The sequence below is a fragment of the Arthrobacter sp. P1_B3 genome, assembly GCF_056406615.1.
Genome location: NZ_JBFTZV010000004.1, coordinates 48,670 through 68,859, shown reverse-complemented (window position 1 = coordinate 68,859; position 20,190 = coordinate 48,670). Strand labels below are relative to the sequence as shown.

23 protein-coding genes and 1 other RNA gene are annotated in these 20,190 nt (G+C 64.6%); 19 read left to right on the top strand and 5 right to left on the bottom strand.

The window, feature by feature from the left end; all coding sequences use genetic code 11:
* Nucleotides 1–289 precede the first annotated feature (289 nt).
* From AC1D2F_RS05980 to AC1D2F_RS05900, 17 genes are all read left to right on the top strand, one after another.
* A complete protein-coding gene (locus tag AC1D2F_RS05980) occupies nt 290–1,513 on the top strand; it encodes a TadA family conjugal transfer-associated ATPase (protein WP_229994922.1) in 1,224 nt (407 codons plus the stop codon).
* Complete coding sequence (locus AC1D2F_RS05975; protein ID WP_476966391.1) at nt 1,513–2,367, top strand: type II secretion system F family protein; 855 nt, start codon at nt 1,513–1,515, stop codon at nt 2,365–2,367. Before AC1D2F_RS05980 ends, AC1D2F_RS05975 begins: the two co-directional genes overlap by 1 nt.
* A complete protein-coding gene (locus AC1D2F_RS05970; RefSeq protein WP_476966390.1) occupies nt 2,364–3,305 on the top strand; it encodes a type II secretion system F family protein in 942 nt (313 codons plus the stop codon). The genes AC1D2F_RS05975 and AC1D2F_RS05970 overlap by 4 nt, the downstream gene beginning before the upstream one ends.
* A 257-nt stretch (nt 3,306–3,562) precedes the next feature.
* Entirely contained in the window at nt 3,563–3,814 is a 252-nt protein-coding gene (locus AC1D2F_RS05965; RefSeq protein WP_229994925.1) for a hypothetical protein, read from the top strand.
* A 45-nt stretch (nt 3,815–3,859) separates the two neighbouring features.
* A complete protein-coding gene (locus AC1D2F_RS05960) occupies nt 3,860–4,243 on the top strand; it encodes a TadE family protein (protein ID WP_229994936.1) in 384 nt (127 codons plus the stop codon).
* On the top strand, nt 4,224–4,829 hold the full coding sequence (locus AC1D2F_RS05955) for a TadE/TadG family type IV pilus assembly protein (RefSeq protein ID WP_476966389.1): 606 nt from the start codon (nt 4,224–4,226) through the stop codon (nt 4,827–4,829). The genes AC1D2F_RS05960 and AC1D2F_RS05955 overlap by 20 nt, the downstream gene beginning before the upstream one ends.
* The gene (locus AC1D2F_RS05950) at nt 4,826–5,323 is read left to right on the top strand and encodes a pilus assembly protein TadG-related protein (RefSeq protein WP_476966388.1); all 498 of its coding nucleotides are present in this window, start codon (nt 4,826–4,828) and stop codon (nt 5,321–5,323) included. The genes AC1D2F_RS05955 and AC1D2F_RS05950 overlap by 4 nt, the downstream gene beginning before the upstream one ends.
* 159 nt (nt 5,324–5,482) lie before the next feature.
* On the top strand, nt 5,483–6,598 hold the full coding sequence (prfB, locus tag AC1D2F_RS05945; RefSeq protein ID WP_018775243.1) for a peptide chain release factor 2: 1,116 nt from the start codon (nt 5,483–5,485) through the stop codon (nt 6,596–6,598).
* A gap of 193 nt (nt 6,599–6,791) precedes the next feature.
* Complete coding sequence (gene ftsE / locus AC1D2F_RS05940; protein ID WP_229994927.1) at nt 6,792–7,610, top strand: cell division ATP-binding protein FtsE; 819 nt, start codon at nt 6,792–6,794, stop codon at nt 7,608–7,610.
* A complete protein-coding gene (ftsX, locus tag AC1D2F_RS05935) occupies nt 7,607–8,521 on the top strand; it encodes a permease-like cell division protein FtsX (RefSeq protein WP_364745907.1) in 915 nt (304 codons plus the stop codon). Before ftsE ends, ftsX begins: the two co-directional genes overlap by 4 nt.
* Nucleotides 8,522–8,547: 26 nt before the next feature.
* Nucleotides 8,548–9,951, top strand: coding sequence for a peptidoglycan DD-metalloendopeptidase family protein (locus AC1D2F_RS05930; protein WP_476966438.1), 1,404 nt, complete (start codon nt 8,548–8,550; stop codon nt 9,949–9,951).
* 115 nt (nt 9,952–10,066) lie between these two features.
* Nucleotides 10,067–10,537 (top strand): SsrA-binding protein SmpB, encoded by a 471-nt coding sequence (gene smpB, locus AC1D2F_RS05925; RefSeq protein WP_090581234.1) that lies wholly within the window; start codon nt 10,067–10,069, stop codon nt 10,535–10,537.
* A 101-nt stretch (nt 10,538–10,638) separates the two neighbouring features.
* Nucleotides 10,639–11,007, top strand: a transfer-messenger RNA (tmRNA) gene (gene ssrA / locus AC1D2F_RS05920).
* 401 nt (nt 11,008–11,408) lie between these two features.
* A complete protein-coding gene (locus AC1D2F_RS05915; RefSeq protein WP_229994929.1) occupies nt 11,409–12,212 on the top strand; it encodes a tyrosine-type recombinase/integrase in 804 nt (267 codons plus the stop codon).
* 146 nt (nt 12,213–12,358) lie between these two features.
* Nucleotides 12,359–12,790 carry a hypothetical protein gene (locus AC1D2F_RS05910; RefSeq protein ID WP_476966387.1) on the top strand — a complete coding sequence of 144 codons (432 nt, stop codon included), beginning with the start codon at nt 12,359–12,361 and terminating at the stop codon, nt 12,788–12,790.
* A gap of 77 nt (nt 12,791–12,867) precedes the next feature.
* A complete protein-coding gene (locus AC1D2F_RS05905) occupies nt 12,868–13,149 on the top strand; it encodes a DUF6221 family protein (RefSeq protein WP_229994931.1) in 282 nt (93 codons plus the stop codon).
* A 150-nt stretch (nt 13,150–13,299) separates the two neighbouring features.
* On the top strand, nt 13,300–14,256 hold the full coding sequence (locus tag AC1D2F_RS05900) for an SEC-C domain-containing protein (protein WP_229994932.1): 957 nt from the start codon (nt 13,300–13,302) through the stop codon (nt 14,254–14,256).
* On the opposite strand, the gene AC1D2F_RS05895 is transcribed toward AC1D2F_RS05900, so the two are convergent.
* Nucleotides 14,160–14,648 carry a hypothetical protein gene (locus AC1D2F_RS05895; RefSeq protein WP_364745912.1) on the bottom strand — a complete coding sequence of 163 codons (489 nt, stop codon included), beginning with the start codon at nt 14,646–14,648 and terminating at the stop codon, nt 14,160–14,162. The two genes, AC1D2F_RS05900 and AC1D2F_RS05895, sit on opposite strands and share 97 nt — an antisense overlap.
* Nucleotides 14,649–14,797: 149 nt before the next feature.
* On the opposite strand from AC1D2F_RS05895, the gene AC1D2F_RS05890 reads away from it, so the two are divergent.
* Together AC1D2F_RS05890 and AC1D2F_RS05885 are read left to right on the top strand one after the other, a co-directional pair.
* Nucleotides 14,798–15,643 (top strand): glycosyl hydrolase, encoded by an 846-nt coding sequence (locus tag AC1D2F_RS05890; protein WP_229994934.1) that lies wholly within the window; start codon nt 14,798–14,800, stop codon nt 15,641–15,643.
* Nucleotides 15,644–16,346: 703 nt separating this feature from the next.
* Nucleotides 16,347–18,209 (top strand): alpha-amylase family glycosyl hydrolase, encoded by a 1,863-nt coding sequence (locus tag AC1D2F_RS05885; protein ID WP_229994935.1) that lies wholly within the window; start codon nt 16,347–16,349, stop codon nt 18,207–18,209.
* A gap of 110 nt (nt 18,210–18,319) precedes the next feature.
* On the opposite strand, the gene AC1D2F_RS05880 is transcribed toward AC1D2F_RS05885, so the two are convergent.
* The 4 genes from AC1D2F_RS05880 to AC1D2F_RS05865 form a co-directional block, all read right to left on the bottom strand.
* Entirely contained in the window at nt 18,320–18,676 is a 357-nt protein-coding gene (locus AC1D2F_RS05880; RefSeq protein WP_364745915.1) for an SHOCT domain-containing protein, read from the bottom strand.
* Nucleotides 18,677–18,717: 41 nt separating this feature from the next.
* Nucleotides 18,718–19,206: a DUF6325 family protein gene (locus AC1D2F_RS05875; protein WP_229995339.1), complete on the bottom strand. Its 489-nt coding sequence runs from the start codon at nt 19,204–19,206 to the stop codon at nt 18,718–18,720.
* Between the two features lie 336 nt (nt 19,207–19,542).
* The gene (locus tag AC1D2F_RS05870; protein ID WP_290369394.1) at nt 19,543–19,677 is read right to left on the bottom strand and encodes a hypothetical protein; all 135 of its coding nucleotides are present in this window, start codon (nt 19,675–19,677) and stop codon (nt 19,543–19,545) included.
* Between the two features lie 47 nt (nt 19,678–19,724).
* Nucleotides 19,725–20,096: a hypothetical protein gene (locus AC1D2F_RS05865; protein ID WP_229995340.1), complete on the bottom strand. Its 372-nt coding sequence runs from the start codon at nt 20,094–20,096 to the stop codon at nt 19,725–19,727.
* Nucleotides 20,097–20,190 lie beyond the last annotated feature (94 nt).

The window sequence follows — 20,190 nt, the reverse complement described above, 5'->3', positions numbered from 1 at the left end:
ATTCATGCAGAACACCGCGTTGGGACGCCGGGGCCAGTCTGTCCCCCCGTCGATCGTATGGCCACGAGGCTCAGGGTTCAAAAGCGCAGTCTGAGCAACCGGTGGGTTCGGCCCGGCGGAGGCGTGAGACCCGTGAGCCTGCTGTGACCGGTGTGGCTGGTGTTGAATTGCGGCGGCGACTGTTATCCACAGAGGGCCGCCGCACCCCTTGTCCGGCCGGTCAGCGCCGCCTAGGTTTAAGCCAATTTCATCGCCTCGTCACAGGGGCGGCAGTCATATGGGGGGCCACATGGAGGCTGTACGCATTGTCGAGGACGAGGTCCGCGAACTGATCCGCCGGCGCGGCCTGGACCCCCTGCGGCAGTCCGGGGAAGTCCGGCGCCTGGTCGAAGCGGCGGTCAGCGACTACGACGAACGGGCCCTCCTGGCGCCACTGCCTCCCTTGGGTCCGTTGGAGTCGGCCCGGAGATTCGTCTTCGACGCCGTGGCGGGCTTTGGTCCGCTCCAGCCACTTCTGGACGATCCCGGCATCGAGGAAATCTGGCTCAATGCGCCGAACGAAATCTATGTGGCGCGCAACGGCGAATCGGAACTGACCTCCGTGTCGCTGACGGACCAGCAGGTCCGGGACCTTGTGGAACGGATGCTGAAGAGCTCCGGCCGGCGTTTGGACATGTCCTCACCGTTCGTGGATGCGGCCATCCCTGACGGATCCCGTCTGCACGTGGTGATCCCGGATGTTACCCGGCGTCACTGGGCCATCAACATCCGCAAGTTCGTGGTCAAAGCCAGCCGGCTGGAGCACCTGGTGGAGCTGGGAACGCTGACCCCGCAGGCGGCCAGGTTTCTCGGTGCGGCCGTCGCCAGTGGCCTCAACATCCTCGTCTCGGGCGCCACCCAGGCCGGCAAGACCACCATGCTCAATTGCCTCGCCGCGAGCATCGGCACGCGCGAGCGGGTCATCACGGTGGAGGAAATCTTCGAGCTGCAGTTGCCGCTCCGCGACGTCGTGGGTCTTCAGTGCCGGCAGCCCAACCTGGAGGGGCAGGGGGAGATTCCGTTGCGGCGGCTCGTGAAGGAGGCCTTGCGTATGCGGCCGGACCGGCTGGTGGTCGGGGAGGTCCGGGAGGCCGAGAGCCTGGATATGCTCATTGCTTTGAATTCCGGCCTTCCCGGGATGTGCACCGTGCACGCGAACTCCGCACATGATGCGGTGACAAAAATCTGTACGCTGCCATTGCTCGCCGGCGACAACATCTCCAGCGCGTTCGTAGTTCCCACTGTCGCGTCCTGCATCGATCTCGTGGTCCATTGCAGCAGACACGCCAGCGGGCGCCGGCAGGTCACGGAGATCCTGTCACTCGGCCGCCGGGTGGAAAACGGGATCATCGAGTCTTCCATGGTGTTCACGATCTCGGACGGGCAGCTACTGCCCAAGGCCAACTCCATGCCGGCCGCGGAAAAGTTTGCCCGCTCCGGGTACGACGTCGCTGCGCTGCTGGAGCAGCGCTGATGGCGCCGCTCCTGGGGATGCTGGGCGGCGCCGGTCTCCTGCTGATTTGGTGGTCCGCCTGGGAGAAGCCTGAGCGCGCTCGGCGCAAGTCCCGGACCAGTCGGCTTGAGGACCTCTTGCGGTCTGCGGGCATCGAAAAGGTCAGCGCGGCAGGGCTGCTCGCCTCGTGCCTTGGAGTCGGGGCATTCACAACTCTCGCGTTCTTCGCAGTTACAGGGTCATGGCCGATCTCGGGATGCTTTGGCCTGTTTGGCGGCTGGCTGCCGATGGCAATGGTCCGGTGGCGTGCGAGAAAGCGCACGGCTGTCCTGCGCCAGCTCTGGCCTGACGTCGTTGATCATCTGCGTTCAGCCATCAGGGCGGGCCTCTCACTGCCCGAGGCCCTGATCCAACTAGGCGACAAGGGCCCCGTGGAGCTTCGACACGTGTTTGTGGACTTCGGCTCCGACTACCGTTCGGGAGGCCAGTTCGATCCCTCGCTCACCCGGCTCAAGGACCGACTGGCCGATCCCGTGGCGGATCGGATCGTCGAGGCCCTCCGGCTCACCCGGGAGGTGGGCGGCTCGGACCTCGGGCGGCTGCTGGGCACCCTCGCCGAGTTCCTGCGGGAGAGTGCCCGGACCAGGAGTGAGCTGGAGGCGAGGCAATCCTGGACCGTCAACGCCGCCCGCCTGGCCGTCGCTGCGCCCTGGATTGTCCTGGTGTTGCTGGCCAGCCGTCCTGAGGCCGTGATGGCCTACAACACCGCTGTCGGTGCTGCGGTTCTTCTGGGCGGCCTCGCCGTCTCCCTGGTGTCCTACGCCATCATGCTGCGAATCGGTGCGCTGCCGGAAGAGCAGCGGGTCCTGCGATGACGGGGCTGATGGCGGGCGCCACGGTATGCGGGGCCGTGCTCGGGGCCGGTCTCTGGCTGTTCCTCGTCCGGCTTCCCTTCATGCGCCCAACGACGTTTATCGAACGTATCGGCCCGCAATTGCGAACCCACAACCTGGAATCCCGGCTCCTGCGCGCAGCCCCAAGGAATCTCACGCCGTTTGGGCCGCTGGAACGAATCCTCCGGCCTGCGATCCGCGATGGTGTCAGGTCCCTGGGCCGCATCAACCTTGGCGCCACGGCGTTGAACCGCAGGCTGGCGCGCGCCGGCAGCGCCAAGACAGCAGTGGACTTCCGGGCTGAGCAGCTCCTCTGGGCGGCTGGCGGCTTTGTCCTCGCCGTCGGCGTCGTGGCGCTCGCCGGCTCGATCGGCCGCTTCAGCCCGTTCGTCGCCGTCGTGGCCGTCGTGGGAAGCGCCGTCGGCGGGTTCCTGCTTCGGGACTACCTGTTGGGCGCGCACATCAAGAAACGGGAGACTCGGATGATGGCGGAGTTTCCCAGTATCGCCGAACTCATGGCCCTGGCCGTCAGCGCCGGCGAAAGCGCCACTGGTGCGCTGGACAGGGTCTGCCGCAGCGCACGGGGTGAACTGTCGCAGGAATTTGCCCGTGTCCTCGCCGAAACGCGGTCCGGCAAACCTCTCGTTGAAGCCCTCCACGAGTTCTCGGCCAGGACCGATCAGGGGCCGCTGGTCCGTTTCGTTGACGGAATGATCGTGGCCGTGGAGCGCGGAACGCCCCTCGCCGACGTTCTCCGGGCGCAAGCGCAGGATGTCCGGGACACGGCCAAGAGGGAGCTCATGGAGTCTGCGGGCAAGAAGGAAATCGGCATGATGGTCCCGCTCGTTTTCGGAGTCCTTCCGCTAACGGTCATCTTCGCCGTCTTCCCCGGCCTGGCTGCAGTCAGTCTCGGACTCTGAAGACCTCCCGCACCACGACGACAAACAGGACGAATAGAACGAGAGGGGCCACCCGGGCCGAAAGGGCAGGACTCAAGAAAAGTCATACGACGAGGGAACAGGATACGAAGAACGCCGCGCAGGCCCCAGCCCGGCCAAACCGTGGTGCGAAGCGCGCAATCGGCCAGTGAAGCGTCACGAACCAACAGAAACGAAACATTCAGGACTCCAGAAAAACAGAAAAGCCATGAAACCAAAGAACCAGGAAAGAGGACACGGTGAAGAACTTCGGAACTCGGGTGGCGTTGGTGGTCTGCGCGCTCAGCTTGTTGACCTGGTGGTCTGCCGCGTCGCGACCGCGGTTGGGGCACCACACCGAAGGGGGAGCCGACCCTTCCCAGCGCGGGGACGTCCCAGGCTGGGTCATGATCACCCTGATGTCGGCAGTCCTCGTGGCCGCCCTACTGGCCCTCGCCGGTCCTGCGCTTGAGGGACTCTTCAACCAGGCCATGGACAAGGTCGGACAGTAGCCGGTGGCAGCTCAGGGTGAGGGGAACGGGCGCCACAGTAAAAACCTGCAGCTCAGCAACGGCGTTGAGCGCGGCGCCGCCGTCGTGGACTTCGTGCTGATCGGCGCGTTGCTCAGCCTGCTCTTCCTCGCAATCGTCCAGCTCACCCTGATCCTCCACGTCCGGAACACGCTGATCGACGCCGCCGCCTCGGGAGCCCGCTATGGCACGCTGGCCGACCGCAACGACGGGGATGCCAGGGACCGGACGGTCCAGCTGATCACGGCTGCGCTCAACTCCGAGTTCGCGCGGGACGTGGCCACGAGCGAATCGACGTACCAGGGCATCCGCACGCTGGAGGTGACAGTCCGGGCCCCCTTGCCCGTCATCGGGTTCATCGGTCCCCGGGCGCTCTTGGAGGTGAAGGGCCATGCGGCCATCCAGCCGTGAACGGCCACGGTCAGGGTCACAGTCGGGGTCACGGTTCCGTCCCGTCCCTGCTCTCCCCGTTGCCGACGGCGCGGGCCGGCTCTCCCGGAACCCTGGCCTCTCCCGGAACCCCGATCTCTCCCGGAACCCCGGGGGCAACCCGAACCACGGCACCTGCCCGGAGGACGCCATCTCGCCGGAACAGGGGAGTGCCGTGGTCGAGTTCGTCTTTCTCTCCGTGCTGCTGATGGTGCCGCTGGTGTACTTCATCATCACCGTGGGCCAGATCCAGGGTGGCTCGTTCGCGGTGGTCGGCGCCGCTGACCAGGCCGCCAAGGTCTACGTTGCCCAGCCAGACGCGGCAAGCGGCCAGGCCGCTGCGGAGCAAGCCGTGGTTCTGGCGCTCGCCGACTACGGCCAATCGGCGGAAAACGCCAGCGTCGACACCCGCTGCGAGCCGGCCGACTGCCTGGCCCCCGGCTCGGCGGTGACGGTCACCGTCCACCTCACGGTGCCCTTGCCGTTTGTGCCCTTCACCGATGCACTTCACCTGAACGCGAGCCAGCTCAGCGCATCGGCAACCCAGCTGGTGGGCAGGTTCCGGTGAGAATCCCTGCAGGCGCCGTCCGCCACCCCGGGGCCCGGCACTTCGGATACCAGCCCCGAGCCCGCCGGCAAGAGGGCCAGGTGCTGGTGCTGAGCATCGGCTTCATAGTGGTTGCCCTGCTGGTCGCGACCGTCGTGATGGCCGCGTCCAGCGTCTACCTCGAACACAAGAAGCTGCTCTCCCTCGCGGACGGCGCCTCGGTGGCCGCCGCGGACAGCTTCACCCTCGGCCAGCTGGGCAACGCCGGCGGCACACCGTCGGCCGTCCTGAGCGGGGCGAGGGTGCGCAGCGCCGCCGTCGACTATCTGGGCCGCAACGGCGCGTTCGGCCAGTTCAGCGGCCTGACCGTGGCGCCGTCCACGGGCAGCCCGGATGGTGCCACCGCCGTCGTGGTGCTGAGCGCGGCCGTCCACCCGCCGGTGGTGAACTTCCTGGTGCCGGACGGCATCAGGATCGAGGCGACGTCGACAGCCCGGTCCCGCCTCAGCCGCTGAGCTGCCCGCGCCACTCCTGTTGCCCTGTCAGGAAATGCTGCCAAACAGGCTTTTAGGCAACTCAAAGTGATAGGGCAACCGGCGATAAGACAACTCAAAGTGATACGGCAACCCGGGCGGGTCAGGGGGCTAGGACACATAGCGTAGGCTTAAAAAACCATGGCAAACATTGATTTTCCCGCTGAAATCCGCGCGCTGCGGGCCACCTACGCGTCCATCGAGAACGTCTCGAACGTCGAGGCGCTCAAGGAAGACATCGCCGAGCTCAGCGAGCGGGCCGGTGAACCCAATCTGTGGGATGACCCCGCCGCGGCACAGGTCATCACCTCGAAGCTCTCGCACAAGCAGACCGAGCTGGAGCGGCTCAACAAGCTCGTGGCCCGGATCGACGACCTTGAGGTCCTCGTGGAACTCGGCCAGGACGAGGACGACGCCGACTCCATGGGGGAGGCCGCCGCGGAGCTCGAATCGGTCCGCAAGGCGCTCGCCGACCTCGAAGTGGTCACCCTGCTCTCCGGCGAGTTCGACGAGCGCGAAGCCGTGGTGACCATCCGGGCCGGCGCGGGCGGCGTGGATGCGGCGGATTTCGCCGAGATGCTGCTGCGGATGTACCTGCGCTGGGCCGAGCGCCACGGTTACCCGACCACCATCATGGATACCTCCTATGCCGAGGAGGCCGGGCTGAAATCCGCCACCTTCGAGGTCAAGGCGCCGTACGCCTTCGGCACGCTCAGCGTCGAGGCCGGCACGCACCGCCTGGTCCGGATCAGCCCGTTCGATAACCAGGGCCGGCGCCAGACGTCCTTCGCGGCCGTGGAAGTGATCCCGCTGATCGAACAGACGGACTCCATCGACATCCCGGACAACGAGATCCGCGTTGACGTGTTCCGGTCCTCCGGCCCCGGCGGCCAGTCGGTGAACACCACCGATTCCGCCGTGCGCCTGACCCACATCCCCACCGGCACCGTGGTGTCCATGCAGAACGAGAAATCGCAGCTGCAGAACCGCGCCGCCGCCCTGCGCGTGCTGCAGTCCCGCCTGCTGCTGCTGAAGAAGGAACAGGAGGACGCGGAGAAGAAGGCGTTCGCCGGCGACGTCAAAGCCTCGTGGGGCGACCAGATGCGCTCCTACGTCCTGAACCCGTACCAGATGGTCAAGGATCTGCGCACCGAGCACGAGGTCGGCAACACCTCGGCCGTGTTCGACGGCGAAATCGACGACTTCATCGACGCCGGCATCCGCTGGCGGACGGACAACCGCAACGCCGAGAAGTAAGCCCGACGCCCCGGCCGGAACCCCGGCTGGCAGGTCCCTGACAATCGCGCGACACGCCCCGCCGTTCCGGCGGTTCCGCCGTTACCCGTGCGTATAGTCGAGGGGCCGGAGCTCTACTTCCCCCAAACGAAAGCCCTTGCCCCGGCGGCAGAACCGGGCCCTCGCGGCCCCGTCTTGCAGGGTACTTAGGGCCATGATCCGTTTCGAAAATGTCACCAAGGTCTATGACCAGAAGGCGCGGCCGGCGCTGGATTCGATCAACCTTGAGATCGACCGTGGCGAATTCGCCTTCCTCGTCGGTGCCTCCGGCTCCGGCAAATCCACGTTCCTGCGCCTGGTCCTCAAAGAGGACCGCGCCTCCTCCGGCGCCGTCTACGTCGCCGGCCAGAACGTCGCCAACATCTCCAGCTGGCGGGTGCCGCGGCTGCGCCGCGGAATCGGCGTCGTCTTCCAGGACTTCCGCCTGCTGCCGCAGAAAACCGTCTTCGCCAACGTCGCCTTCGCCATGCAGGTCATCGGCAAGAGCCGCAGCGTCATCCGCGACACCGTCCCCGAGGTCCTGAAGACCGTGGGCCTGGAAGGCAAGGAAAACCGCCTCCCGCACGAACTCTCCGGCGGTGAGCAGCAGCGCGTGGCGATCGCCCGCGCCGTCGTGAACCGTCCCGGCATCCTGCTGGCCGACGAGCCCACCGGAAACCTGGACCCCACCACATCCATGGGCATCATGGGCGTGCTGGACAAGATCAACCAGAACGGCACCACCGTGGTGATGGCCACGCACGACGACGACATCGTCAACGAGATGCGCAAACGGGTGGTGGAACTCAAGAACGGCGTCGTGATCCGCGACGAGGCCAAGGCCCTCTACACCTCCATGATTCCCGTGGTGGGCCAGTCGCGCCGCCTGCGCGACGCCAGCGGCCGGGACGAGCCGCCGGTTGTCCCGCCCCGGGCCGGGTCACGCGCCGAAGCCCGCGCCGAGGTCCGCCTTGCTGGGGAGGGACAGGCGTGAGGCTTGCATTCGTCTTGAGCGAGATCGGCAGCGGCCTGCGCCGCAACCTGTCCATGGTGATCTCCGTGATCCTGGTGACCTTCGTGTCGCTGACCTTCGTCGGCGCCGCCGGCATGCTGCAGCTGCAGATCAACCAGATGAAGGGCTACTGGTACGACAAAGTCCAGGTGGCCATCTTCCTCTGCAGTGACGGTTCGACGGCGACCGGCTGCGCCACCGGCCCGGCGACGCCGGAGCAGGAGGACAACCTGCGCAAGCTGCTGCAGTCGCCCGCGGTGGCCCAGTACGTCAACGACTTCCAGTACGAGTCCAAAGACGACGCCTACAAGCACTTCAAGGAACAGTTCTCCAATTCGCCGATCGTTGACTCGGTAACCCCGGACCAGCTTCCGGCGTCCTTCCGGATCAACATGAAGGACCCGGAGAAGTACGAGATCATCAGCGAGACCTTCTCCTCCCAGGCCGGGGTGGAGACCGTGATCGACCAGCGGCAGCTGCTGGAGCGGTTGTTTTCGGCCATGAACGCGGCGTCCCTGGTGGCCGTGAGCATCGCCGGCGTCATGATCATTTGCGCCATCTTGCTGATTGCGACCACCATCCGGCTCTCCGCGTTCAGCCGCCGCCGGGAAACAGGGATCATGCGCCTGGTGGGCGCGTCCAAGATGGTCATCCAGCTGCCGTTCATCCTCGAAGGCGTCATCGCCGCGGTGATCGGCGCGGCCCTGGCCTCAGGCACGCTGTGGGCCGTGGCCCACTTCTTCCTCGGCGAGGTCATGTCCAAGCAGTATCCGGACACCGCCTTCATTTCGCCCGGGCAGACCCTGATCCTGGCTCCTGCCCTGATTGGCCTGGGCGTCGTCCTGGCCGGAATTTCCTCCCTGCTGACCCTCCGCCGGTACTTGCGGGTCTAGCTTTGCGCAACGAAAAGGGAATGCTTATGACACCGATGGCCCGCCGCCCCGTACGGCAATCGCTCCGGCTTCGCTTGGTGGGACGCCGCAGCCGGATGATCAGCGCCACCCTGGCGCTGGTCCTGGCCGGGAGCATGGGAGCCTCGAGTCCGGTGGCATTCGCCGACGACCTTGAGGACCAGCAGGCCGCGCTCCGCGACGAAGCGGCCCGGGTCCAGCATTCCCTCGAATTCGTGGACGGCCGGATCGCCCAGGCGGCGGCGGACCTGGTCCTGTACCAGGGCCAGCTCCCGGGTGCCCAGCAGGCCCTCCTGGACGCCCAGGGCCGGGTGGCCGGAGCGGTCCAGGAAGTCCAGGCCCTCGCGKCCCGCGTGGACCTGGCGCAGCAAAACAAGGCAAAAATCACGCAGCAGCTCGAATCGGACAAGCAGAAGATTGCGGACACCCGGAAGCTGATCGGGCAGATCGCCACACAGGCGTACAAGTCCGGCGGCGTCCCGTCCAACCTGTCCTTGTTCTTCGGCTCGAACCAGGGCAGCAGCCTGACGGACACCATCGACCTCGCGGACCAGGCCCTGCGCAGCCAGAACTCCGCGATGGACAAGCTCACCCAGCAGAACGCCACGAACGTCAACGCGCAGGCGCGGCTGGCGGCCGTCGAGGCCGAGATCACGGACCTCAAGGCCAAGGCCGACGCCGCGCTGGCCCGGGAAAAGGCGGCGCGGGACGAGGCCCAGGCCAAGAAGGCCGCCGTGGACAAGCTGATCGCCGACACCACCCGGCTCGACGCCGAACTCCAGGCCGCCAAGCCCGGCATCCAGAACCAGCTGGCAAAGGTCAAGGCGCAGCAGGACGCCGTCGCCGCCGAAATCGCCGAACGCGACCGGAAGCTGCGTGAGGCCTGGGAGGCCGAGCAGCGGCGCATCGCTGAGGCCGCGGCGGCCGCCGCCCGCGCGCGGGGCCAAGCCACCCAGCCCTATGTCCCGCCGGCCCAGGGCTCACCGTCGGCCTTTGGCCTGCAGCACCCGTTCCCGGGTAATATTCCGATCACCTCCGGGTTTGGCTGGCGTCCGACGCCGGCGGGCACCATCGACTTCTACGGCCAGGGCGGCTACATGCACACCGGCATCGACTTCGGCGCCCCCTGCGGCACGCCCGTCTACGCCGCGGCGGCCGGCACCGTCTTCTCGGCCGGCTGGGCCAACGACGGCGGCGGCAACAACGTCAAGATCTCCCACGGCGTCATCCAGGGCAACTCCCTGACCACGATCTACTACCACAACACGTCCGTGGCGGTCTCGGCCGGCCAGCACGTCAACCGGGGGCAGCTGATCGCCTATTCGGGCACCACCGGCAACTCCACCGGCTGCCACTCGCACTTCGAAACCTGGCTCAACGGCCGGGCCGTGAACCCGATGAACCTGCTGTAGCCAGTCCGGTGGCCGGCGCTGCAGCATCTGCGCCGGCCGCCGCCCTGCCGTAAACTGGAAAGACTCCGCACCATCAGGCCGGAGTGAACCACCAACAAAACCTAGGAGTCCTACCGTGCCCAAAGAAAGTGGCCGTAAGGTAGTGGCCACCAACCGCAAGGCCCGGCACGACTACCTCATCCTTGACACCTATGAGGCCGGCATTGCGCTGATGGGCACGGAAGTTAAGTCCCTGCGCGAAGGCCATGCCTCGATGGTTGACGGCTTCTGCACGTTCTACAACGACGAGCTGTGGATGGAGGGCATCCACATCCCCGAGTACCACCAGGGAAGCTGGACCAACCACGCCGCACGCCGCCGCCGCAAGCTGCTGTTGCACCGCGAAGAGCTCACCAAGATCTCGCACAAGATCCGCGAATCGGGGTTCACGATCGTGCCGCTGCAGCTGTACTTCGTGGACGGACGCGCGAAAGTCGAAATCGGCGTCGCCCGCGGTAAGAAGGAATACGACAAGCGCCAGACCTTGCGCGAACAGCAGGACAAGCGCGAGGCGCAGCGGGTCATGCGCGAACGCAACCGCCGCTAGCCGCAACGGGCCGCTGGGAATGTTTCCTGGAGGCGGTGCGCTATGATTGGTAGTCCGGGAAGGATCCGAAAGTGTCCGGTCCGGGTTTGATAAAAAAATACGGGGATGATCGGTTTCGACGATGTTAGTCGCGACAGGTGAAGCGGGCCGAGGATGCAGAATTATCTCGTAAACGCTGTCTGCAAACCAATAAGTGCCGAATCAAAACGCACTGACTTCGCTCTCGCTGCCTAAGCAGTAAGACAGTCCGTCAGCCCGAGGTTGCTATTGCCCCGGATCCTGGCGTCATTTAGATAGCCACTGCTGTTTACCTCCGTCATCGGGGTAAACGGGACTCTTAGATGACTGGGCCCGGATCAGCCAGCTGTTTGTAGCATGGCTGGGGCCGAGAAAATCCAACGCAAACTGCGCCCGGAGAAGCCCTGACAACACGACATCGGACGGGGGTTCAATTCCCCCCATCTCCACTAGAGTTAGCCCCTAGATCCTTGTGATCTAGGGGTTTTCTTTTTGCCTGTTGGCGGGACGGCCCATTTTGTTGGCGAGAAACGGCACCGATAGGGGACAGGCATGGAAGCAACACGGGACGGAACGGTACAGATCGAACTAGCGGGGGAGCGCTACGAGGCCGCCCGCGGCTGGCTGTCCTTCCTGACAAGGCGCTCGAGCTGAAGGCGTTCCTTGATGCCAATGGGAACAGCTACAAGCTTGCAGCCACGGCGAAGGTCCGGAAGGACTCCACGGCGCCGACCGTCTACGAAGTCGTGGTTCGGCACTTTGATCTGCTCCGCAAGCCGCAGCCCGGCACGATCGCGAAGTATCGGAAGATGGCTGCCGCGCACGTCGCCTCCAGCGACCTCGGCCGGACGCCGTGGACAAGGTCAACAAATCCGCCGTCATCGACTGGCTAGACGGACTCACGGTAGAGCAGGGCGCCAACCAGACCAAGGGGCAGCCGCTCTCGCGTAAGACCAAGCAGAACATCCACGCGCTGCTCTCCGCCGCGTTCGTTACCGCCATGGATGCCGAGACCATGACCCGCAACCCGGCCAAGGGGGTGGCCGAGGCCGATCTCAACGAGGCGCGGGAAGCCGTCTACCTCTCGCCCGAGGATCTAGTCATGCTTGCCGAGCGCATCGACCCGCACTACTCCCTCTTTATCCGCTTCCTGGGCGGCACGGGCCTCCGGTACTCCGAAGCAACAGCGCTGCGCCGGCGGGACATCACAATCCGGGACGGGCGCGCCGCGGTGCGCGTCAGCCGGGCATGGAAGTCCAAGGGCAAGGGCGAAGAGATCGGGCCGCCGAAGACGAAGAAGGCCAACCGCACCGTGACCTGTAACGCGAGCCTCTCCGCCGCTCTCGCGGAGCGCCTGCAGGAGATTGGGCTCGATGACTTCGTGTTCCACCGCCCGGACGGCGACTACGTCCGCAACTCCCGCTTCCACAAAGAAGTCTGGCAGCCGCTCATGGGGGAGCTGGTCGGCAAAGAGCTGGACCGCAAGCCTTGGATACACGAGATCCGGCACGCCCACACCACGCACCTGCTTGACGCTGGTGTCCCCGTGCACGTGGTGCAGGCCCGGCTGGGGCACGAGGACCCGCAGACCACGCTGCGGGTCTACGCGAGACTGGCCAAGGCATCCGACGCCGCCGCGGCCGACGCCCTCGGCTGATCGCCCCGCGTCGCTGCTAAGGGCACGGTAGAGGACGCCATTGCGCCATCGCAACTTGGTGCGGGGTTCCTGTACAGACATTGGGTACTTTGCGCACACAGTCCGTAAGGTATGCCTATCCGAAATGAATGAAAGGCACGCGCATCATGAGCAAGGGGACACCTACCCGGTCGATCGGGATTGACGACGAACTCTGGGAGGAAGCCAAAGTAGTCGCCGCCCGGCGCTCAGACACGGTCACGGAGGTTATTCGAGGAGCCTTGCAGAGATACGTCGCTGAGGTGTCTTCGGCGCCGGGGCGACGCGCCAGGCCGCAAGCCGACTCCGATTCTGGCCCGCGATTCCTGTCGGTCTTCGAAGCGACCACAACAACCAGGGTGCACCTCGACCGCGCTGACACGGGGGACCACGGACGTACCTTCGAGCCGGGCTTGTCGGTCACGGCCGTCCCGATGGGCGGCCAGCTTTGGCACCTCAGCGCCGTCGCGGAAGGCTACGTCTGGGTGGGCCTCGGGTCGTCGCAGGAAATCGTGGCCACGACGCTCCTGACCACGATCAAAGGGAACGACATTTCTTAGCTCGGCCAGCTAGCGGCCCAGCCAAGGCCTCCGACGGTGCTGCTGCGGACGCGCTCGGCTAGTGGCAGTATGAGCGCATGGTGGACATCATCGAGTTTCTGGAAGCGCGGCTGGACGAGGACGAAGCCGAGTCACTGGATTCCCTCCAGCACGAGCCCTACCCCGAGAGTTGGGCGAACATCATCGCCATGCGGATCCTGCTCGAGTGCGCCGTCAAGCGCAAAATCATCGCGCACTTCAACCGCATCGACTGGGACTTCGAACCAGCAGGAGACCAGGACTACATGGAGAAGTTCCTGTTCATCATCGCCGAGCCGTACATGGACCACCCGGACTACCAGCCGCGCTGGCGCCAATAGGACTGCTCAGGGACCGGCCGCCGGGCCGTCGGTCGCCGAGTCTAGACTGGATCGAGACGGGACATCGGGCTTGCATGCGCGCTTTGGCGGGGACGCGGCCCGCACGCTGGACCTTCCGCACCCACACGAGACTAGCTTGGAGATCACCAGTTGACGCTCATAACCGTCGCCGCTAACCCCGATTTCATCGTTCAGCTTTCGGACCGCCGCCTCAGCACGTTCTACCGCGGTGCAATGGGGGTTTATAGCGAAGACGCAACCAAGGTGACATACATTCAGACGCCAACCTTTCAAGCCTTGATGGGGTATACCGGACTGGCCATTATCGGGAAGAAGAGCCAGCCGACGATTCAAGTCCTCATGGATCTCATGTATGAGGCTCTTGAAGAAGCCGAACTCGACTTCGGTGTTGCCGTTGAAAGGTTTCGCCTCCTCCTCACCGCGGCCTGGAACGAGCCGAGGATCCGGCACCTTGGACCGGCCACTGCCCGCCTCAGCATCGTCCTGACTGGATTCCAACTCTTTGGAGAGGGGAAGTACAAAGGTCCCTACCAGTGGCTAATCACGAACTACCAGGAGTTGGGCGGAAAAAAAGATCACGAGCTGGCATGGCCGGAGTTCCAGAGTTATGTCCGGGCACCGCAGGATGACTGGCCGATGTGGATTTATCGGATCGGAGAGCATCGCGCCCTACCGACCAGCGAGGCAGAAACGATCCGAGAGCGTCTGGCTGAGGGGATACCACCTCAAGCAGTTAAGGACTCAATGCTGAATCTCCTTCCTCGACAGTCGGCCACCCACCCGATAATCGGCACGAGGGCGAACGCCGTTACTCTTCGACCATACGGAGAGCCGGAAGGCAGCTACCACTCCTACGATGGTGGAGTCCACGACATTGGATCCTTCGACAGAGTTGTGGTCGAGGCCCCAGGCGAAATGTTCATGGTCTCCAGCCTGACTGTGAAACGGGCCTCTCCGGGTGCAAAGTTTGTCACTGAGGTTCCAATGCGTCAGCCCTGCCCTTGCGGCAGCGGACTAGAGTATCGGCGCTGCCACGGCAAGACCCCGTTCAAGGCCCCCGAAATCACGTTCCGGGCCGCCAAATGAATCTGCTTCATGCGCGTTGCCGGCGTCAGTAAGGTCTCCTCGGGCAGGAAGCCGGGGAGCCGGTTTCCCCACTTGATGGCGCACAGTTTTTCGGGGCAGCGCCGGTATTCCTCGATGTCCCATTCGGATTCGGTGACGCGTCTGACGTTGCCGGCCGGAACCCATGCCCAGTGCTTATGGTCGTCATCATCAGTCCATGAGACAAGGACGTTGGAGGCGTTCCAGCGCTCGGCGGAGGCGTAGACGTCCACCGTGCCGCCGGCGGCCAACGGGACACGGGCCATCACCCTTGGGTAGTTCCCGTACTCCCACGACTTCGTCTCCTCCGCCGAGTGACCCGCCGCGGACCTGAGGTACTCGTAGGTCTGCCCGTCGAGGGTGAACGATGCCATGCCGTCATCGTAGTGGGACCCAGCCGTATATCAGCTGATGACGGAAGGCATGTGGTGAACACCAAGTCTTTCCTCAATGCTGTGGCAAACCTGCAGCAATTTGGTGCTGAACAGTGCGGGGAGCCGAATAGGCTCTTACGGTCATCGGAATGCTCCGCCTTCGAAAGGACCTCATGGACCGCCGCAAATTTCTGACCGTGCCTTTGGCTGCACTCGCGGCGCCGGGTGCGCTTCTCGCGGCCAACGCGAGTGCCAGCCACGCGGCAACGCCGGCCCTGAAGGGCATCGGCTACTCGAACAGCACCGACCTCGCGAGGGCCCAGATCAAGATGCTGAACGTCGCCTGGCACTACAACTGGGAACCGTACTGCAACCTCACGACCCCGCCTTGGACGCCGATGGTCAAGAACGCCAAGCGCTTGGAAGAAGGCGCCATCGCCAAGATCATGAGCGGACTGCCGCAGACCCAGGCCAAGCACCTGCTCGGCTTCAACGAACCCGACCACACGGCGCAGGCCAACATGAGCGTCGACCAGGCGATCAGCCTGTGGCCGCAACTTCAAAAGACCGGGCTCAGGCTCGGCTCGCCCGCGGCGGTGAATCCCACCAGCCCGTGGCTGTCAGACTTCATGGCGAAGGCCAAGAACAAGGGCCTGCGCGTGGACTTCATGACCATGCACCGCTATGCGTGGCCCAACGTCGAAGACTTCCTCGCCAATGTCACCGGCCTCTACGAGAAGTACGGGAAGCCGATCTGGGTGACTGAATATGCGGTCGCGGACTGGCAGGCCAGCTCAACAAAACCCAGCCGGTACAGCCGGGCCACGACCGAGTACTTCATGAAGGCCACGGTGGCAGAGATGCGGAAGATGCCCTACGTCGAGCGCTTCGCATGGAAGAACCGGCCCATCACGGACCCGGTGATGGGCAACTCCGCACTCTTCGACACGCGAGGCTGGCGGACGTCCACCGGCAAACTTTACGCCTCGTTGTAGGGGGATCGGGAAGAGGGGCTGTAGTGGACACCACTGCAGCCCTTTTTCGTGAGGCCATTTCCGCGGGCCTGGTTGCGTTCTGATCAGGGCTGCCGACTCATTTGACGGCCGAAGGTTGTACGGTTATTCTAGCCTTCGCAGAGCTACATCTCGAAGCGGCTCCGTGATGAGGTCGCTTTCACGGCCAACGACGTCGAAGACATCTGCGAGGTCCTGGGCGAGGATTTGCTGGGGCTCGTGGCCGCCGCGGTGCGAGCCGCCGGCCTCACCAGGAACGGCCGCCAGCGCTAGACCCGAACACGCAAAAAGAGCCCCACCGAAGACTCCTTGTGCAGGAGGTCCGGTGAGGCTCTTTTTGGTGGATTCTTTGTTGGCGCCGCCAACACGACCTAGAACGACGTGAACAAAACATGGGTAAGAACTGCGGAATGTAGAGGGAGCCTAGCTACAACGGTTGTCCAAAAAAGTAGCTAAACGGGTTTTCAATTCCCCCCATCTCCACATCGGAGCCCCGGCAACGGTGCTCCACCCCGTATTGGGTTCACAGAACTCCCCGCTGACTCCGGTTGGCGGGGAGTTCTGTGCGTTAAGGGCGGTCGCTGCAGCGGGCGGTGCACCCGATACACGGTCAGCGTGCCGTGGCAGACCGGAGAAACCCGAATGCCCTTCCATGTCGCGGACAAATTCTCCATACTTGGCAATCATGCAGATGGATGCAGCGAAACAAAACCACTATCACCCGTCCCCGCGCGACTGGTCGGACCAGGTGATCTATTTCCTGCTGATAGACCGTTTCTCTAACGAACTGGAGGACGGCTACAAGGACGCCGCCGGGCAGATCGTGCGGGGCAGCACGCCGCTGTTTTCGCCGGGGGACGCGAACAATGCCGTGCAAGCCGCGACTGATATTCAGAACTGGGAGAACGCGGGAACCCAGTGGCTCGGCGGGACTCTGAAGGGGATACAGTCCAAACTCGGCTACCTGAAGAGGCTCGGGGTCACCGCGCTCTGGATCAGCCCCATACTGCGGCAACGCCCCGGCGTGGATGACTACCACGGCTATGGCACACAGAACTTCCTCGACGTTGACCCCCACTTCGGCACAGCCCGGGACTTCAAAGAGCTGGTCACCGCCGCCCACGACGCCGGGCTCTACGTCATCCTCGACGTCATCCTCAACCATTCCGCGGACGTGTTCGAATACAACACCGTCGATCCCGCCACAGGGCAGCCCTACATTCCAGACTGGACCGGCGCCACCTATCCGGTCACCGGGTGGCGGGACCCCGGCGGCGTTCCCAGCCTGCCGTTCCCCGCGCCGGTTAATCCCCCGGATATGGACAGCGCGGTGTGGCCGAGTGAACTCCAGACCGACGGCGCCTTTACCCGCAAGGGTCAGATCGTCCACTGGGACGATCCCCAGGAGACAACCGAGGGGGACTTCTTTGGGCTGAAGGACATCCATCAGGGAACCGGGCCGGTGGACGGGTATGAGCCCTCGGCAGCCTTCCAGACCCTCGTCGAGGCATATCAGTACTGGATCGCCGACGCCGACATCGACGGCTTCCGCGTGGACACGGTCAAGCACATGGACCCCGGCGCCACGCGATACTTCGCCTCCGCCATTCATGAATTCGCCCAGACCATCGGCAAGGATTCCTTTTTCCTGGTCGGAGAAATCACCGGGAGCCGGGAAGAGGCCATCAGGCTCCGGGACCTGACCGGGCTCGATGCTGCCTTGGGCTTGGCGGACGTGCAAGGACGAATGGTCGATGCGGTCAAGGGCTGGAGCGACCCCGCCGAATACTTCGATCTCTTCCGCAACTCGATCCAGGTCGATAAAGCGACCCACACCTGGTTCCGCAACCACGTCGTCACAAGCTTCGACGACCACGACCTGGTCCGCCAAGGGAAAAGCTACAAGGCACGGTTCGCCGCCGATCAGGACGGCCGGGCCCTGGAACTCGCCGTCCTTGCCCTGAACGCCACCACGCTGGGCATCCCGTGCATCTACTACGGCAGCGAGCAGCGATTCGACGGGAAATTTCCGCCTGAGGTCATTCCGCGGCCCACGGACGACTTCAAGGCAGACCGGTACATCAGGGAAGCAATGTTCGGCGGCCCCTTCGGATCGTTCCGTAGCCGCGACAGGCACTTCTTCGACGAGTCGCGGGACAGCTACCAGGAACTTGGGAAAATCCTTGCCGTTCGGAAGCGGGAGCTCGCGCTCCGGCGCGGCCGGCAGTACCTGCGCCCTATCTCCGACGACGGCGTCACGTTCTGGTACCCGGAACGCGTCGGCGCCGGGAGGATGACATCAATCGTGGCCTGGAGCCGGATTTTGTCGGACAGAGAGGTTGTCTGCGCCATCAACACCGATTGGGCGGCCCGGCGGACAGCATGGGTGACCATCGATGCCGGCCTGCATTCGGCCGGCGACAAGTTCGTGTGCCTCTATTCAACGGACGAGAACACGGTGGGCTCGCTGGTAGCCGCTGAGCCGCGGAACGGCTTGGCGATCAGGATCGACGTTCCCCCGGCGGGCTTCGTCGTCATGGCGCCGTAGATAGTTCTCATGCCTAGATGGGTCCCATGAGAGAGGGAAGGGAAGTGTCTTCTGACATTTCCCTTCCCTCTCGGCTGCCCGGCGTTAGATGCGTGCGTTACATGTCTGCGTTACATGCCAAGGATCTTCGCCTTTTGCGCCACGAACTCTTGCTCCGTGAGTATCCCTTGTTCCTTCAGCGCCCCGAGTTGCTTGAGCTGCTCGAGGGCTTCGTTTGAGATGCCGCCACTGGGGGCAGGGGGAGGGGGCGGCGGCTGCTGGTAGACAGGCTGCTGGTATGCGGGTGGTGGCGGTGGTGGGGGTTGCTGCTGGGCCATCTGCGCATCGTAGGCCTCCTGCTGCTTGGCCGCGGTCGCGGCGTCCTTCTCGGCGAACTTGTTGGCTTGCCGGCGCTGGACGCGGCCACTGACCGCACTGGCTGTCCCGGCAACGACCGCCGTCCGCCCTATACCCCTAAGAAGTCCCATAATTTTCTCCCGTCGGATCGCTTCTTATGATGTGTCAGGTCTTACGCGTCAGGTAACGGCGCCGCGGCAGGTGCCGGCGACTCGGCGTCGCGGGCCTCGAGGGCGTCGAGGGCTTCCATCACGTCCGGCGCAGGGATCCGGGTGCTCGCGATGAGTTCGCCCCCGCTGTCGCGTACCGCCGCCACGAACGGTGCCGCCCAGATGTTCTCGTAGACAATCAGCGCGGCAACCGTCCCTGGGAGAAGCGCGGCCGATGCCTCGGCGATATCGTCATCGCCCAAAAGCCCGGTCTGCGCGCCGTCGAAGTAGGAGAACCCCGCCGCCGGACCACCTGGGTCGGTAAGTTCGAGCACCTCGACAGTGCCGTCGTCATTCTTCATGACGACGAGGAGATCGAATAGGCGGATCACGCCCTGCTCGACGAGCTTGACGAGTTCCTCACTCGCCCGTCCCGTCAGTCCCGCCACGGGGAACTCGAGGAGTACGAAGTCGACCGGCCCGTGGGCCTCAGTCTCCGGTGTGGTTGTCACTGGTATTCCTCCGGTCTGTGTCGAGCACGCTGTCTGGCGCACTGGTCTTAGTGTGGGCGGTCCCTGCCGGGGCGTCACCACCCGCGTCGAATGATTCCGGTGCCGGGCCGGGCGGCCAACAGGTGGAACTGCTCAATAGCTGGAACGGCCTCGCGCGGACAGGGCCACGGAATCGGGGACATGACGGTTGGATCCCAAGACCACTAAAGCGCCAACGGGAGTCCCGCCGCATCATCCGTTTCGGGTGAGCCCCAATGCCCCCGGGGCCCGGCAAACGAACAAGTTAGGGGACACAGCAAGGGGCCGGAAGCAACGGCTTCCGGCCCCTTTGAGTGTTCAGCGCTTCTTGATGTGTGCCACTGGATCGGTGTGGGCATCAACGATGTGCTTCGCCTTTTTCTCGGCCCGTTTTTCCTTGATCGTTTTAACCGGCTTTTTCGACACGCTTTGGTGCGGCGTCTTGTCAGGCATGGTGCTCTCCCTCACGGCAGGGGCCCGGAGTAGCCCCGTCTTTTAAGCTACGCCTCGGGAACCGCGGCGTCCACGATCCCTGCGAAGCGGCTGCCGACGCCGTCGTACACACTGCGCACGAGCCCGGGGCCGAGGACGGGGATGTCGCGGGCCTCATGGTGGGCGCAGCAGACATAGGTGAAGTCCGGCCACCATTTCTTGGGCCGTGCGGCTTCGGAGAATCCGCAGACGGCGCAGGTGATCTGGACCCAAATGGGCCGCTTGCCTGTCCGGTTTGCCTTGGACTGGACCAGCCATGCCGGGGGGTTGTCCAGCAGCTCGCCGAGCTCGGCCTCGGACAGCCGGGAGGGGATGCCGTGACGGTGCGCCATCTCCAGGGGAATGTCGAGGATCTGGGCTGCTTCACGTCGGGTAACCATCCTTCAACGATACGGGAACGACGGCGGCCCGGAGCCACCGGGACGCCCCGGTGTAAGGCTCGACACACTCGCTCGCGGGCCCGGTCCTGGCCGG

Excerpts from the sequence above, each read along its gene's own strand:
- AC1D2F_RS05880 (WP_364745915.1), bottom strand. The coding sequence starts at position 18,676 with ATGGGACTTCTTAGGGGTATAGGGCGGACGGCGGTCGTTGCCGGGACA.
- ftsE (WP_229994927.1), top strand. The coding sequence starts at position 6,792 with ATGATCCGTTTCGAAAATGTCACCAAGGTCTATGACCAGAAGGCGCGG.
- AC1D2F_RS05905 (WP_229994931.1), top strand. The coding sequence starts at position 12,868 with ATGGTGGACATCATCGAGTTTCTGGAAGCGCGGCTGGACGAGGACGAA.
- AC1D2F_RS05975 (WP_476966391.1), top strand. The coding sequence starts at position 1,513 with ATGGCGCCGCTCCTGGGGATGCTGGGCGGCGCCGGTCTCCTGCTGATT.
- AC1D2F_RS05980 (WP_229994922.1), top strand. The coding sequence starts at position 290 with ATGGAGGCTGTACGCATTGTCGAGGACGAGGTCCGCGAACTGATCCGC.
- AC1D2F_RS05970 (WP_476966390.1), top strand. The coding sequence starts at position 2,364 with ATGACGGGGCTGATGGCGGGCGCCACGGTATGCGGGGCCGTGCTCGGG.
- AC1D2F_RS05890 (WP_229994934.1), top strand. The coding sequence starts at position 14,798 with ATGCTCCGCCTTCGAAAGGACCTCATGGACCGCCGCAAATTTCTGACC.
- AC1D2F_RS05870 (WP_290369394.1), bottom strand. The coding sequence starts at position 19,677 with ATGCCTGACAAGACGCCGCACCAAAGCGTGTCGAAAAAGCCGGTTAAA.
- AC1D2F_RS05910 (WP_476966387.1), top strand. The coding sequence starts at position 12,359 with ATGAGCAAGGGGACACCTACCCGGTCGATCGGGATTGACGACGAACTC.
- AC1D2F_RS05895 (WP_364745912.1), bottom strand. The coding sequence starts at position 14,648 with ATGGCATCGTTCACCCTCGACGGGCAGACCTACGAGTACCTCAGGTCC.
- AC1D2F_RS05955 (WP_476966389.1), top strand. The coding sequence starts at position 4,224 with ATGCGGCCATCCAGCCGTGAACGGCCACGGTCAGGGTCACAGTCGGGG.
- AC1D2F_RS05865 (WP_229995340.1), bottom strand. The coding sequence starts at position 20,096 with ATGGTTACCCGACGTGAAGCAGCCCAGATCCTCGACATTCCCCTGGAG.
- AC1D2F_RS05885 (WP_229994935.1), top strand. The coding sequence starts at position 16,347 with ATGCAGATGGATGCAGCGAAACAAAACCACTATCACCCGTCCCCGCGC.
- prfB (WP_018775243.1), top strand. The coding sequence starts at position 5,483 with ATGGCAAACATTGATTTTCCCGCTGAAATCCGCGCGCTGCGGGCCACC.